This window comes from Streptomyces sp. NPDC057543, from assembly GCF_042801895.1.
Lineage (GTDB): Bacteria > Actinomycetota > Actinomycetes > Streptomycetales > Streptomycetaceae > Streptomyces.
In genome coordinates, this window is sequence record NZ_JBHVFF010000226.1 from 1 (window position 1) to 14,434 (window position 14,434).

Annotated in this window: 8 protein-coding genes; 2 read left to right on the forward strand and 6 right to left on the reverse strand. The window is 71.3% G+C overall.

Translation table 11 applies throughout. The annotated features are described in order from the left end of the window. Positions 1-96 precede the first annotated feature (96 nt). Together ACFU8Q_RS29940 and ACFU8Q_RS29945 are read right to left on the reverse strand one after the other, a co-directional pair. Complete coding sequence (locus ACFU8Q_RS29940) at positions 97-4,419, reverse strand: S8 family serine peptidase (RefSeq protein ID WP_384459556.1); 4,323 nt, start codon at positions 4,417-4,419, stop codon at positions 97-99. Between the two features lie 80 nt (positions 4,420-4,499). Next, on the reverse strand, positions 4,500-4,784 hold the full coding sequence (locus ACFU8Q_RS29945; RefSeq protein WP_384459559.1) for a sulfurtransferase TusA family protein: 285 nt from the start codon (positions 4,782-4,784) through the stop codon (positions 4,500-4,502). 542 nt (positions 4,785-5,326) lie between these two features. Between ACFU8Q_RS29945 and ACFU8Q_RS29950 the strand changes: the two genes are divergently transcribed. After that, positions 5,327-7,420, forward strand: a complete 2,094-nt coding sequence (locus ACFU8Q_RS29950) for a hypothetical protein (protein ID WP_384459562.1) — start codon at positions 5,327-5,329, stop codon at positions 7,418-7,420. A 199-nt stretch (positions 7,421-7,619) separates the two neighbouring features. Here the strand turns inward: ACFU8Q_RS29950 and ACFU8Q_RS29955 are convergent, their stop codons facing one another. From ACFU8Q_RS29955 to xylB, 4 genes are all read right to left on the reverse strand, one after another. Beyond that, positions 7,620-8,987 carry a cytochrome P450 gene (locus ACFU8Q_RS29955; RefSeq protein ID WP_384459565.1) on the reverse strand — a complete coding sequence of 456 codons (1,368 nt, stop codon included), beginning with the start codon at positions 8,985-8,987 and terminating at the stop codon, positions 7,620-7,622. 220 nt (positions 8,988-9,207) lie between these two features. After that, a complete protein-coding gene (locus ACFU8Q_RS29960) occupies positions 9,208-10,074 on the reverse strand; it encodes a hypothetical protein (protein ID WP_384459568.1) in 867 nt (288 codons plus the stop codon). Beyond that, entirely contained in the window at positions 10,074-11,351 is a 1,278-nt protein-coding gene (locus ACFU8Q_RS29965; RefSeq protein ID WP_384459571.1) for a VWA domain-containing protein, read from the reverse strand. The genes ACFU8Q_RS29960 and ACFU8Q_RS29965 overlap by 1 nt, the downstream gene beginning before the upstream one ends. Before the next feature lie 51 nt (positions 11,352-11,402). Further along, positions 11,403-12,884, reverse strand: a complete 1,482-nt coding sequence (gene xylB, locus ACFU8Q_RS29970; protein ID WP_384459574.1) for a xylulokinase — start codon at positions 12,882-12,884, stop codon at positions 11,403-11,405. Between the two features lie 317 nt (positions 12,885-13,201). Between xylB and xylA the strand changes: the two genes are divergently transcribed. Then, on the forward strand, positions 13,202-14,371 hold the full coding sequence (gene xylA / locus ACFU8Q_RS29975; RefSeq protein ID WP_383759007.1) for a xylose isomerase: 1,170 nt from the start codon (positions 13,202-13,204) through the stop codon (positions 14,369-14,371). Positions 14,372-14,434 lie beyond the last annotated feature (63 nt).

Consider the following 14,434-nt stretch of genomic DNA (forward strand, 5'->3'; position numbering starts at 1 on the left):
TCCGCGGCCGGACGAGGCCGCCGTTCGCCGGCCTCGTTGTCGGGTGGCGGGTGCCTTGGTGTCGTGACTCCCGCCGCCCCTCCGTGTCGGTGCGGGTCAGCCCAGGCAGAGCGACGACTTCAGCGCGAAGTCGGCGGTGCTGGTCTCACCTGCCTTGACCTTGGCGGCCTTGACCTGCGAGACGAAGTCCCGGTCGGCGGCGATCACGGTCACGGGTCCGTATTTCTTGTCGATCCACAGCCCGTAGTGGCCTGACTTATCGGTGATCAGCGGGTACTCGCCGCCCGAGGTGGTGATGTTCACCGACGCGCCGGCCAGCGGCGCCGACGCGCCGTCGCAGTCGACGCCCGTCACCGAACCGCCCACCTTGCCCCACGACTTGGGGGGCGTGACGTGCATCGCGACGTCCACCGGGACGACCCGGTACGGCGTGTCGGAGTCCACCGTGATCTCGGCGGTGAGGTCGCCGGGCTGCGTGATCGAGGCCGCGGCGGCGTTCAGACCGACCGCCACGGTGACGGATGTGCCCGGCTGCACGGTGAGCCGCCGCTTGTCCAGCGACAGCCACGACGCGTCGCCCTCGTCGCAGACGTCGAACCCGGGCAGGATCCGGGTGAGCCACCCGGGCTCGCCCCATCCGCCACCGACCGTGTAGAAGCCGCAGGCGCCGCCTCCCCGGTAGGTGGGCTGCACGGTGAACGCCGGCAGGGCCGACCAGGTGTCCGCGCTCGGGTCGTACGCGTAGTTCTCCATGTCGATCCAGCTGCCGTTGGCGCTGGCGCCGCCGGAGACGATCAGCAGGCCGCCGGCCGCGCTGTAGGAGGCGCCCCAGATGTCGATCGGCATGTCCGCCGCCGCGGTCCAGGCGCCCGTCGCCGGGTCGTAGACATACGTTTTCCGGCTGCCCTGCTTCTCGGTGGTGCCGCCCGCACAGTAGATCTTGCCGGCGATGCTGCCGCAGGACAGCCACGACGTGGACTGCGGGTAGCTCGCGGCCTTCTGCCACCGGTCCGTGTCGGGCGTGTAGACCCAGACGTCGGTGGTGCCGCAGGTGGTGGTACAGCCGCCGACCAGGTACAGCCTGCCGTCCAGGGTGGCGACCCCGGAGGCCGCGTAGCCGGTCGGTGCGGTCGCTCCCGAGCTCCAGGTGTTGCTTCTCGGGTCGTAGATGTCCAGGCTCCGGTCGATGGAGTGGTCGGCCGACCAACCGCCGGTGACGTAGAGCTTGCCACCGACGAAGGCACCGTTCGCCTTGTCGCGGGCCTTGGGCTGGTCGGCGATCGCCTGCCAACCACCGCCGCGCGGATCGAGCACGTATCCCGCCTTGGTGAGCGACATGTTGCCGACCGCATCCTGCTGCACGCCACCCACGGTGTACACCTTGCCGTCGTACGCGCCGACGACATTGTCCGCCAGGCCCACGGGCGTCGACGGGCCGTACACCCAGTCGCTGCCGGCCGCGGTCGGCTCGACCGGGTCCGGGGCGGACGCGGTCCCGGCAAGGGCGTGCTTCGACGTCGTCGCGGCGGCCCCGCGTGGGGTGGAGGTGGGCGCGGAGAGCAGGGAGTACCGGCCGCGTGCCTCGTTGAGGGTGACGTCGGCGGGCGCCCCGCCGGTGTTCTTCACGGTGAACGACGCGGTCGCCCCGCCGCCCAGAGTGACGTTCCGATCGACCGCACCGGAGACCTCGAGCTGCCCGGCGGGCAGCGGGAAGCCGGTCCGGGTGAGCGCGTGCGCGGTGACCTTCACGGTCTTGGTGACGGTGGTGTACCGACCGGTGCCGGCAGAAAGCGAGTGTTCCCCGGCCGACACGGGCAGCGTGTAGAAGCCGTCCTCCAGCGCGGCATCGTCCGGAGTGGACTTGCTGGTGGCCGTGGGCGTGCCGCTGCTGTCGGCGACCTTCACCTTGTTGAGCCCGGCACCGGTGTTGCCGTCCGTGACGTGGCCGACGACCAGCCCGGTGGCCTGAGGCGCGCAGCTGCGCCCGCCCAGGTGGACGTCGTCGACCTGCCAGACGTTGCGTCCGCCGCCGGTGTACCGGAACCGGAGCTGGACCTGGGACTTCCCAGCCGCCTGCGGCACATCGAGGCTCTGCTGCGAGCCGGAGACGCTGACCGCGTTCCGCTCCCAGACCGTCTTCCAGTTCTCACCGCTGTCGACGGACAGTTCGACATACACGTGCGACGGTCCATAGGTCCCGATCAGGTACGTGTTGAACTGCAGTGTCGCGGTCTCGACGCCGCTCAGGTCGACCACCGGCGCGGTGAGGGTGGTGTCCTGGGTGTGGGACTGGTCGTAGGCAAGACTGTTGACCGTGGCGAAGGAGCCCTTGCCCTGGGTCCGGTTGCCCCGGTTGAGCGGGTTGTCGAACCGCCACCCCTCGCCATTGCCGGCCGCGTCCGTCACGGCCCAGCCGTCCGGGGTGTCGGTGGTGTCGAAGGTCTGGGTCAGTCCGTCGTAAGCGACCGCGTAGCCGGGGGCGTTGCAGGCCAGGGTGTCGACGGGCACCGGGATGTCCAGCTCGGAGTCGGCGGAACCGACGGCCGTCTCCCTGGTGAGTGTCGGGTAGCCGTCCAGGTCCGGGTCCACTGTCAGCCGGTGGCTGCGGTCGGCCGGGAGCACCAGGTCGTACGCACCGGTGTAAGGGTCGGTGTAGTGGGGGGCCGGGTCGCCGGAAACCGTGATCTTCGCGTAGAGGGGCCAGCCCTGGCCGGACCCGTCGGTGACCTTGCCCGTGACGTGGACCCGTGGCTGCGGGGTCAGCGCGATGTCCCGGGTGACGGGCTCGCCCGCGCCGACCGAGACGTCGGCCGTGGCGTCCTGGTAGCCGAACGCGCTGAAGGCCAGCGTGTAGTCGCCATCCGTCACCGGCAGCCGGTAGTGGCCGTCGCTGTCGGAGACGGCGGTCACCTCACCGGTGGTGACCGAGGCGCCGACGAGAGGCTTGCCGGTCACGGCGTCCGTGATCCGGCCGCTGACCTGGCCGGGCGCGTGGCTCACCATGGCCAGGGCGTCGAGCCTGCCCTCGCCGTAGACGTTGTTGTCGTCGTCCGTGCCGCCGCACTGGCTGTCCGGGGTGTCGATGCCGGTGTCGTCGAGCAGGGCCTTGGTCCCCTCGACATCGCCCACCATCGACGGTGCCGCGGACCACAGCAGCGCGATCGCGCCCGCCACGTGCGGGGTGGCCATGGACGTGCCGTTGTAGCTGGCGTACCCGCTTCCCGGGACACTGGAGCGCACGTTCACGCCGGGGGCGGAGATGTTGGGCTTGATCTCACCGTCCTGACCGGCGCCCCGGCTCGAGAACGACGCGATGGTGTTCGCACTGTCGTACGCACCGACCGAGTAGTTGACGGTCCGGCTGCCCGGTGAGCCGCTTGTGGCGCAGCCACTGCCGTTGTTGCCGTTGGCCCAGACCCCGAAGATCCCCGACGCGGTCCACGCCAGGCTGATGTCCTCCATGAACGGGTCGCTCGACGGCGTACTCGACCCGTAGGAGTTGTTGATCACGTTGGGGCGCTTGCCGGCGTCCGGGTTCTTGCCCTGGAGGTCGGTCGGCTCCAGCATCCACTGGGCGGCCGCGATCAGAGCCGTGTCGGTCGCGCAGCACGCATTGGAGGCTATCCACTTCACTCCGGGGGCGACCCCGATGCGGTTGTCCCCGCCGTCGTCCCCGGCCATGGTGCCCATCGTGTGGGTGCCGTGCCCAGCGGTGTCGCACGGCGCTCCGTCGCAGGTGCCGGCGGCGTCGAACCAGTTGTAGTTGTGGTCGAACGTGCCGTCACCGAGGTTGCCGCGGTACTGTTTCACCAGCGCCGGGTGGTCGTACTGGACGCCCGTGTCGATGTTGGCGACGGTGATGCCCTCGCCCTTGGTTCCGTACTTCTCCCACACGTCGTCGGCGTTGATGTTGGCGATGCCCCACTCGACCGCGTCGATCTCGGCCGTCGTCCGACCCGCCGAGGGCTCGGGTGCGGTGTAGTTCAGCACCGGCCAGAGCGCCTCGACCTCCGGCTCCGACGCAAGTTGCTCGGCCATCTCCAGCGAACCACCGGTCACGTGAATCGCGTTGGTGGCCCAGAACGCCTCGTAATCGAGATGGGCGCGGCGCAGTTCCTTGAGGACGTCCGCCTGGCTGGCTGCTGCGGTCTTCCGCAGTGCCTTGGCCACGGCCGTGCCGCGCTTGGTCCAGTCCTTGATCCGGCCGGCCTCGGTCAGGTCCGCCGCGTCGCTCAGGTGGACCCAATAGTCCGCCTTCCCCTTGGACCTGAGCTTGTCGTGCAGGGCAGGCTTGATCTTGTCGTGCTTGTCGGCCTTCGCTGCTGCGACGCTGGTCGCCGCAGCAGCGGTGCCGGCCTCCGGGTCGGCGGCGTTGGCCGCCGTGCCGGTCAGCGCGAGCGCGGACGCGGCTATTGCCACCGCGGCCAGTCCGCTGACGAACCTGCGGACCGGGCGACTTCGCCCGGTCCGCACTCGTTCCCACACACGCGGCGGTGTCCTCATATCTGCTCCAAAGGTGAGAGACCGTGCTTGCGGATGTGGAACCTTGACGCTTCGTCGTCCGTCGCACCACGAGTGAGAGCGTGTCCGCGCTTTGCGCACCACTGAGACAGCGGATCGCACACCCGCGGCTCGATGGAGTGGAGTTCGAGCGCGGCCCCGGGAGCCAACTCGTTCATTCGGCGGGCGAGCAGCGGCTCCACCCGCTCCCACGGTTCGCCGCCGGCGTCAACGATCACCGTCGTGACGGAGGAGCCTCGGTTCGGACAAGTGGGGTCGAGCATGGTGCTCCTCGTGATCGCATGGGTTCCGGGCCGCACGCTAGAACGCGGCCGTTACCCGGCCGTTAACGGTCGCATTACCCGTCACGCAGGCAGCTTCGCGGGTCGACACCCTGGCCGTCGGGGCTCCCGGCCCGGTCCCGGCGCAGACCGGGGTGACCTTCGAAACGCTGATGGCCTTCCCCGCCGACCGCGGGCTGGGCGTCACCACCACCCCTGCGCCCGGCAAGCTGACGCGGCGGCTGCGCGGCGACGACACGCCCGCCGGTGATCGGCCGCGCCCGGGTCGAGCCGGCCCGGCTCGCGCCCCGCCGCCCGACAATTTGCGGCGTCCCGAGCCCGACTGGGACCCGTTGCCGACAGTGACCGAATCATCGCGTCCGACCTCGTCCGCCGCTGCCGTCGCCGGTGGACCGATTACGGTTCAATAGTGATCGCCCGGTCCCGTGGAACCGCGATCTCCACCGGGCCCGAAGGCCGGGCCCGAAGGCCGCCGGCATGCTCTGCGACCGCGGCCGTACGACAGGACAGGCAGGGCCGGTGTAATGCGAATGTTCTTCGCGCCCGAGGAGACCGAGGAATACGAGGCAGCGCGTTCGCTGCTGATCCACCGCATGGGGCAATGGGCCCGCGAGCGGGGCGAGAGCATGGACCCCTTCGTTGTCGAGACAGCGCTCGATTATCGCCATCGAGGTACCTGCGACGGGCGTCTCGGCCTGTGGGAACCCCGGCACATCGAGGAGTATCTGCTGGACTGGCTGCCGCGCACGGTCACCGTGTTGCCCGGCGAAGAGCCGGCGGATGCGCCCGGCACGCTCGCGGCCCTGCTGCGCTACCTCGACGCGATGGGCCTCAGCGACCCGCGCGGGGCCTCGGAGGCCGAAAACCTTGCTGCGATCGAGACCCTCGCACCGCGGTACGCCCCCGCCATGGCTGACCGCGGCCAATGGGGACTGGCGAAGTTCTGGGCGGTCACCGCAGCCGAGCAAGGCGTCGACATCCAGGATCCGGCGGCGCTCGAGCACTTCGTGGAGCAAGCTCAGCGAGACGAGGTGCCGTACGACCGGGACGTACTGGACCAGGTGGTGCGGAACCACCTGACGCGCGGCCCGGCAGCCGTGACACGCGCCGAACCGCAGCTGCCGGTCCTGCTCCCCGGGGAGAAGGAGCTGCGCGCACGCGCCGACACGTCCCGCGCGCTGCGGTGGCTGCGCAGGATCGCCGACTGGGCGGGCCGTGAGGGGCGCGTGCTCACCGCGACGGGCAGCCTGCGCATGGCAGACGCGCGAGCCCTCGTCGCCGAGCTGGGGACAGGCGACGCGGTGGAAACGGTGCGCTCCTCCACGCAGCTGCCGCGCCTGGCGCTTGCGGTCGAGTGGGCGAAGAAGGCGCGGCTGGTACGGACGGCCAAGGGGCGCCTGTACGCGGTCGCCAAGGCGCAGCCCCTGATGGAAGACCCGCTCGCGCTGTGGCGGCACGTCTTCGAGACCTTCTCCGAGCTGCGTGGGCCGCTCCTGGGCGCCCGCAGCGGCCGACACGTCGAGTCGATGCTCTTCGACAGCTTCGAGGACGCCGTGCAGGATGTCCTCAACGCCCTCTACAGCCTGCCGCACGCCATGCCCTGGCCCCGGCTGCGCGACTCGCTGCACCTGCGCTATCGCGCCGAGTACGACCTGAGCGGACGCTGTGCCTGGCAGATGGAGCTCGGACACGCGGACCGTGATCTGCGCACCGTACTGGACGTGCTGGAGGACCTGGGTGCGATCAAGCGGCACGAGGGCATGGCCGACCCGGTCTTCCTCGACATACCGCTCGAGGAGCACGCGCTGCCGCCCGCCGGGATGCCGCCGGAGCTCGCCGAGCTCTTCGGCGCCGTCGCCGGTGGACAGGGGGAGAGCGAGGAGGCCGAAGAGAGGCGTGAGGAACAGCGGGTGGAACTGGCCGGCGGACCGATCGAGTTGATCCGTCTCACCGCCCTCGGTCACGACTCCGTACGCCGTCGGCTGCTTGCCGAGGGGCGCGATGCCCCGCTCATCGGTGAACTCGCCCACGCCCCCGCCGCCGGGCTCCTCGGTGTCATCGCCGAGCACTACGACCCGGACGCCGCCCGCACCGAACTCGCTGCCTGGACCGCCGCCCAGGAGGGCCCTGCCGAGGCGCTGGAGAAGCTGACCGACGCGGTGCGCACCTGCCCGTTCCGCACCCGCGCCGAAGCCATGCTCGACGCTCTCGTCGAGGCGTACCCGGATGGTGAGGCCATGCTGCGCGGCCTGCGCGGCGACCCGCTCCTCGCCCCTACCGCCCTGAGTGTCCTGGTACGCCGGGAGGTCCTCGGTGCCGAGGACCTCACCGAGCCCGAGAGCCTCCTCATGGTCGCCGAGAGTCTGCTCCAGCTCCTGGAGACGGCGGGCCCCGAAGGCTTCCTCACCATCCTGGGAGGCCAGGAACTCTCCGCCCATAAGGCTCTTGAGGCCGCTCTCGGATCCGGTCACCCCGACCGGGCGGGCCTGGCAGACCTGAGGACGGTCGCCGAGCAGGCCCGGCGGCAGCCGGCCGCGCGTCTCGGCCGCAGCCATCAGCGGCGCCGACCGGGCGCCGGCGGCAAGGGCAGGGGCAGGGGCGGCAAGCGGCGGCGGTGACGCCGCACGCGACATGCGCAGCCAGCGGACGAAGTTCCGCGAGAGGGACTGGTCGCCGCTCCACAGAACGCCGCGGCGCTGCGCGCCCGCCCAGGACCCGACTTCGCCCTTCCCGGGCTCGACCCCGCTGCCGCCGGCGCGCACACCCGCAGGGACGGCACGGTCACCGAACCGACCGGCGGCCCCGCCCCGGCCACCGCTACCGCGCCCGGACCGTCGCCATCACCTCGCGGTCCGGCTGCAGCGTCAGTGTCGGTACGGGGTTGACGGTGCCCGGGTCCACGTCCAGTTCGAACCGGCGTGCCAGCACGGCCAGGATCAGCACCGCCTCGACCATCGCGAACCGGGTACCGAGGCAGACCCGGGGGCCGCCGCCGAACGGGAACCAGGCGTACTCCTCGATGTCGTCGCCCTCCGTCGGATCCCAGCGCTCGGGGCGGAACTCCTCCGGCTCCGGAAACCACCGTTCGTCACGGTGCGTCGCCCATTGACTGGTCCACACCCTCGTGCCCTCCGGTATCGGGACACCGCCGATCCGCGCACCCTCCTTGGCGACGCCGGTGACCAGCCAGATCGTCGGGTAGAGACGCAGGGTCTCCTTGACCACCGACTGGGTGTACGGCAGCCGGGCATAGTCCTCGAACCCCGGCTCCCGGCCACCGAGTACCCCGTCCAGCTCCTCGGTCAGTGCGGCGCGCACCCGCGGGTTGCGGGACAGCAGATACCAGGCCCACACCAGAGTGGAGCTCGTCGTCTCATGCCCGCCGATGTACAACGTGACCGTCTCGTCGCGGATCTCCTGGTCCGTGAGGTGCGCGCCCGTCTCGTCGACCGCGCTCAGCAGTCGGCTCAGCAGATCGGGACGATCGTCCCCGCCGTCGCGGTGACGGGCGACGACCCGGCCCACTTCGGCGTCGATGACCGCGGCGGCCTTCCTGATCCTGGCCCGGCCCGGTGTCGGCACCCGGTCCGGCAGCAGCGCGCCGATCCCGGCGAACTCCTTGCCGATCTCCTGCTGCGCCACATCCATGGCCCGGCCCATCGCATCCGCGTCGGCGGGGGTGTCCACGCCGAAGATCGTACGGACGGCGATCCTCTGCGTCAGCGCCGCCATCTCCCGCTTGATGTCGATGCGTTCGCCGCCGGACCAGGTGTCCGCCAGCTCCACCGCACTGCCCGTCATCGTCGCCGCGTACGAGCGCACCTGCTTGGGGCGTACGGACGGCTGCACCAGTGACCGCTTCCGACGCCAGTCCGCGCCCCGGGCGACCACCACGCCGTTGCCCATCACCGTGCGGAACGCGATGCCGAGCGCCGGCTGGTCGAAGGTGCGCTCCGTCTCGGTGAGCAGTTCGCCTATGCACTCCGGATCGGCTATGTACACGCATGAGTGGGGGCCGAATCGCCAGCCGACCATGTCTCCGTGTGCGCGCAGACGCTCGAAGAAGGCGAGGGGGTCCTTCGCGAACTGAGGCATGTTCCCGAGAAACGGCAGCCCCTTCGGGCCGGGCACGATCCTGTGGCCGCGCGGCTCGGCAGCTTCGGCCGTGCCGGTCTCCGTGGACATGAAAGTCTCCGCTCCCTCGTGGCGCGCCGCATTGGTGCGCAGCGACCTGACGTCGGCCGTATCGCACGGCGTGAAAGGTGTCACCGGCCTTGTGCGGTAAGTGAGTTGTCGAGGGTAGCGGCTGCCGCGCCGGGAGGCGCCCGGCACCGCCGGACGGGTCCGGAACCCGCCCGGCGGTGCAATGGGCCCGTGGTTCGGGGCCCGTCCCGCGGTGCGCGGGTCAGACGCCGGGCGGGACCCGGGAGGGGCGGCCGGTGCCGCGCGTGAGGGAGTAGCCGAAGACGGCCGCGAGTGCCCCCAGGACTCCGCCGCCGACCGTCCACAGCCAGCGGTCGGTCCACCAGCCCGATGCCCAGCCGTCCTCCGGCTCACTGCCGAGTGCCACCTTGGCCGGCGTGGTGTCGTCACTCGTGGCCGGGGCGTCCGGGGCCTCCGAGGCGTCCGAGGCCTGCTCGACCGAGGACGCACCGGGGACCAGCGGCTGGGCGAGCATGCCGTCGACGTCCCCGGAGCCGCCCTTGTCGACCGACGTGACCTCGACCTCGGTCCGTACCGGCAGACCGAGGTCCGCCGAGGGCAGGTCGACGACCGTGAGACGTACGTAATAGCTGCCCGGCAGCGGGTCGTTGGCCCACGGCTCGGACCAGGCGCGGACGGTCCGCAGTACGCAGGTCAGCTCGACCGTGGACGCGTCGGCGGCCGCCTTCCCGGTCTGTCGGCCGTACATGCAGGCCTGACGGCGCCGCAGTCCGTCGTACACGTCGACCTGCCAGGTCGACGCGCCGTGCCGGGTGGCGTTCTCCGGCAGCGTGATCTGCGCCTTGACGGTGGCGCGTTGGCCCGCGTCGGCGGGGAACACCCAGTACAGGTAGTCACCCGTGGACGCCCCGGCGGTGGCGCGCTGGTTCTGCTGGATCGCCGTCGCCGTACGGAAGGTGGTGCCGGCCTCGGTGGGGCCGGAGGCGCCGTCGGAGGCGCTCGGGCTCGGGCTCGCCGACGGGTCGTCGGCCGAGGCCGCGCCCGCCGAGGTCAGCAGGGCGAGGCCGGTCAGCAGCGCACCCGCGAGTACACGTGTCGTACGCGTCATCAGTTGGTCCTCCAGACGGCGATGCGCCAGCGCGAGATCCAGCCGGTCAGCAGACCCGCGACCAGTCCGGTGAGAACCAGTACGCCGAGCAGCCACCAGCCGCGGCCGAGACCGAACGCGGCGACATCGGCCGCGTCGTCCGGGGCGTCCACCAGGTCCACGGTCAGCTCGACGGGCATGCCGGGCGTGGTCTTCACCGAGGCGGGGGCCGAGAAGGAGTTGCTGACCTGGAGGCACACGGTCTCGGCGGCGGGCTTGTCGCCGTTGTCCGTGTCGTCCTGCTCGGCCTTCGGGTAGCGCAGGCCGGAGGAGATCGCATCGGTGCGGCCGGTGCCCGACTCCGAACCCCGGACGATTTCCCGGCCGTGTACGGTCACCGCTCGCAGCAGCACCCCGTAGTCGTTGTTCACGGCACGGTCGGCGGAGACACTGACGGAGGCGCGCAGCTCCTGGCCGGGCAGCACGTCCACCCGGTACCAGCGGTGCTCGCCGAACTTCTCGCGGTCGGTGTACAGGCCCGGCTTGAGCTGGGGAGCCGTGGAGCAGCGGTCCGCGCCCTCGGTCGCCACGGGCGTGACGACGGGCTCGGCGGCCCGGTCGACCAACTGCTTGACGCGGCCGGAGAGTTCATCGGCGTGCTGGACGGCGGTGTAGGTGCCGCCGGTGGCCTCGGCGATGCAGGTCAGCTGCTCGCGGATCTTCGCGTTCGGTACCAGACCCAGCGTGTCGATGACGAGATGGATACCGCGGGCTGCGATGTCACGTGCCACCTCGCACGGATCCAGCGGGCCGCAGGTGTCCTCGCCGTCGCTGATCAGCACGATCCGGCGGGTGGAGTCGCCGCCCGCGAGGTCGTCGGCGGCGCCCAGCAGGGCCGGGCCGATCGGGGTCCAGCCGGTGGGGGCCAGGGTGGCGACGGCGGTCTTCGCCTCGGTGCGGTCCAGCGGGCCGACCGGGTAGAGCTGCTTGGTGTCCTTGCAGCCGACCTTCCGGTCATCGCCCGGGTAGTCGGCGCCGAGCGTCCGGATGCCGAGCTCCACCTGCTCGGGCACCGCGTCCAGGACCTCGTTGAACGCCTGCTTCGCCGCGGTCATCCGGGACTGGCCGTCGATGTCGCGGGTCCGCATGGAACCACTGACGTCGAGCACGAGCTCGACCTTGGGGGAGGCTTTGGTGGGGGTTTCACCGGCTGCGGCGGGGAGCGCCGAACCGAGCCCGGCGGTCAGGGTGGCGAGCAGGATGCCCACCCCGACCGTCAGCCTTCTTCTTATGATCATCGCCGGATACTAGTGAAGATCGCTTCGCTTCCCCAAACCGGTGCGGGGATGTCAGGAACCGCTCAGCAAGGGGCTGGTGGCTCGCTCCAGCACCGAGCCGACCCGCTCCCAGGTGGCCGAGTCCCGTTCGACGGCGGGAAGTTGGGCATCCTCCCCGGTCCGCCAGCCTGCGGCGATCGCGACCGGATCCCCGCCCGTCGCCGCCGCGGCGGCCAGTGCGGCCGCGCCCAGGGCCACCAGTTCGCCGCCGCCGGGCACGATCACCGGCCGGCCGGAGAGCCGCCGTACGGTCTCCACCCAGGTGCGTCCCTGGGCGCCGCCGCCGATCAGGCGCAGCGGCCGGGCGGCCACCTCGGGGTCGGCCGGGTCGAGGCCGCAGGCCGACAGGAGTTCGTCGAGGGCGCGCAGCACGGTGACGACCGCGCCCTCGTAGGCGGCGCCGAGGAGTTGCCGCGGGGTGGTGTCGTGCCGGAGCCCGGTGAGGAGGCCGGAGGCGTGCGGGAGATCGGGGGTGCGTTCGCCGTCGAGGTAGGGGAGGAGCACCGCCTCGCCGCCCGGGGCCGCGTCGTCGCGGTCCAGGCCGAGCAGCGACGCGACCTTGTCCACGGCGAGCGTGCAGTTGAGGGTGCAGGCCAGTGGGAGGTACGTACCGTCCGCCGCGGCGAAGCCGGACAGCGCCGTCGACGCGGGCCGGGTCCGGGACGCGGCGAAGACCGTTCCCGAGGTGCCGAGGCTGAGCACGGGGTGGTCCAGCAGACCGGCGCCGCCCAGCCCGAGGCCGACGGCGGCGCTCATGTTGTCCCCGGTTCCCGCGGCCACGGCGATCGCGGCGGGCAGCCCGAGCGCGTCGGCCGCCTCATCGGTGAGCGAGCCGATGCGCGTCGCCCCGGTCTCGGCCACCTCGGGCAGCAACGCGGCGTCCAGACCGAGGAGTTCGAGCAGCTCGGGATCGTAGGCACCGGTCGCCGTGGAGTACCAGCCGGTGCCCGAGGCGTCACCGGGGTCGGTCACGGCGGCGCCGGAGAGGCGTTCGGTCAGGAAGTCGTGGGGGAGGCGGACGGCCGCGGCCGCGGCGGCGTTCTCCGGCTCGTGCTTCCGCAGCCACTGCCATTTCGACGCGGTGATGGAGGCCACCGGCACCGACCCGGTCCGCGCGGTCCAGGCCGCGGCCCCGCCCAGTGCCGCGGTGAGGGCGGCGGCCTGCGGCGCGGAGCGGGTGTCGTTCCACAGCATCGCCGGGCGCAGCGGACGCCCCGCCCGGTCGAGGGCGACCAGCCCGTGCTGCTGCCCGGCGACCGCGATACCGGCCACCTCGGAGGCGGCGACGCCGGACTCCTTCAGCCCCGCGGCGACTGCGTCGCGCAGGGCCTGCCACCACACCTCCGGGTCGCTCTCGCGGGCACCCGCCTCGCCGGTGACGACATGCGGTGCGCGGCCGACGGCCAGCAGCCGGCCGGTTGCGGTGTCGACGAAGGCGGCTTTGGTGGACTGGGTGGAGCTGTCCACCCCGATGACGACGGTACGCGGCGGCATGGGTGACCTCATTCCTGTGCTGCGGGAAGAGCGGGGCGCGGGGAAAAGACTGCGGGGCCGACTGTGGTGCGTACATCGCTTCGGGTTGCGGCTTTTCGTACGGGACGCCGGTACGGACGCCGCCACATCGATTTGATCGTACGGTAAACAAATTACGCGATCGTGCCCGCTGGGAACAGTGATCACCGCCAATTTCCGCCGACGGGGGGTTACGTGCCCGGGGCGCCCGCATGCATGATTAGTCATGACAGTAAACAAATAGGGTTCGGCCACCTCGACCGGTCATGGAACCCGACAGCACTGAAGGCGGCCAGACGATGACGGAACGCTTCACGCCCACCCCCGAGGACAAGTTCACCTTCGGACTGTGGACGGTGGGCTGGCAGGGTCGCGACCCCTTCGGCGACGCGACCCGGACCGCGATCGACCCTGTCGACTCCGTGCGGCGGCTCGCGGAGCTCGGCGCGTACGGTGTGACATTCCACGACGACGACCTGATCCCGTTCGGCTCGACGGACACCGAACGCGAAGGGATCGTGAAGCGGTTCCGGCAAGCGCTGGACGCGGCCGGACTCGTCGTCCCCATGGCGACGACGAACCTCTTCACCCACCCGGTGTTCAAGGACGGCGCGTTCACCGCCAACGACCGGGACGTACGCCGCTACGCCCTGCGCAAGACCCTGCGCAACATCGACCTCGCCGTCGAGCTCGGCGCCACCACCTATGTGGCCTGGGGCGGTCGCGAGGGCTCCGAGTCCGGCGCCGCGAAGGACATCCGGGTCGCCCTCGACCGCATGAAGGAAGCGTTCGACCTGCTCGGCGACTACGTCACGGAGCAGGGGTACGACCTGAAGTTCGCCATCGAGCCCAAGCCGAACGAGCCGCGCGGTGACATCCTGCTGCCGACCATCGGTCACGCCCTCGCCTTCATCGAGCGCCTCGAACGCCCGGAACTGGTCGGCGTCAACCCCGAGACGGGGCACGAGCAGATGGCCGGGCTCAACTTCCCGCACGGCATCGCGCAGGCGCTCTGGGCGGGCAAGCTCTTCCACATCGACCTGAACGGCCAGTCCGGCATCAAGTACGACCAGGACCTGCGCTTCGGCGCGGGTGACCTGCGCCAGGCGTTCTGGCTCGTCGACCTGCTGGAGACGGCCGGTTACGCGGGGCCGCGGCACTTCGACTTCAAGCCGCCGCGGACCGAGGACTACGACGGTGTCTGGGCCTCGGCCGCAGGCTGCATGCGCAACTACCTGATCCTCAAGGAGCGCGCCGCCGCCTTCCGCGCCGACCCCGCCGTACAGGAGGCACTGCGCACGTCCCGGCTCGACGAGCTGGCCCGCCCGACCGCCGAGGACGGCGTGGCCGGACTGCTGGCCGACCGGTCGGCGTTCGAGGAGTTCGACGTGAACGCGGCGGCGGAACGAGGAATGGCGTTCGAGGTCCTGGACCAGTTGGCGATGGACCACCTGCTCGGGGTCCGCTGAACCCGGCCGCAGCGACGCGAGGCCGGGGGGCGGGCCGGACACCGGATCGGACCGGGTGTCCGG

What these genes read in the sequence shown, in the direction of transcription:
- xylA (WP_383759007.1), top strand. Translation starts at nt 13,202, where the DNA reads ATGACGGAACGCTTCACGCCCACCCCCGAGGACAAGTTCACCTTCGGA.
- ACFU8Q_RS29955 (WP_384459565.1), bottom strand. Translation starts at nt 8,987, where the DNA reads ATGTCCACGGAGACCGGCACGGCCGAAGCTGCCGAGCCGCGCGGCCAC.
- ACFU8Q_RS29960 (WP_384459568.1), bottom strand. Translation starts at nt 10,074, where the DNA reads ATGACGCGTACGACACGTGTACTCGCGGGTGCGCTGCTGACCGGCCTC.
- xylB (WP_384459574.1), bottom strand. Translation starts at nt 12,884, where the DNA reads ATGCCGCCGCGTACCGTCGTCATCGGGGTGGACAGCTCCACCCAGTCC.
- ACFU8Q_RS29950 (WP_384459562.1), top strand. Translation starts at nt 5,327, where the DNA reads ATGCGAATGTTCTTCGCGCCCGAGGAGACCGAGGAATACGAGGCAGCG.
- ACFU8Q_RS29945 (WP_384459559.1), bottom strand. Translation starts at nt 4,784, where the DNA reads ATGCTCGACCCCACTTGTCCGAACCGAGGCTCCTCCGTCACGACGGTG.
- ACFU8Q_RS29965 (WP_384459571.1), bottom strand. Translation starts at nt 11,351, where the DNA reads ATGATCATAAGAAGAAGGCTGACGGTCGGGGTGGGCATCCTGCTCGCC.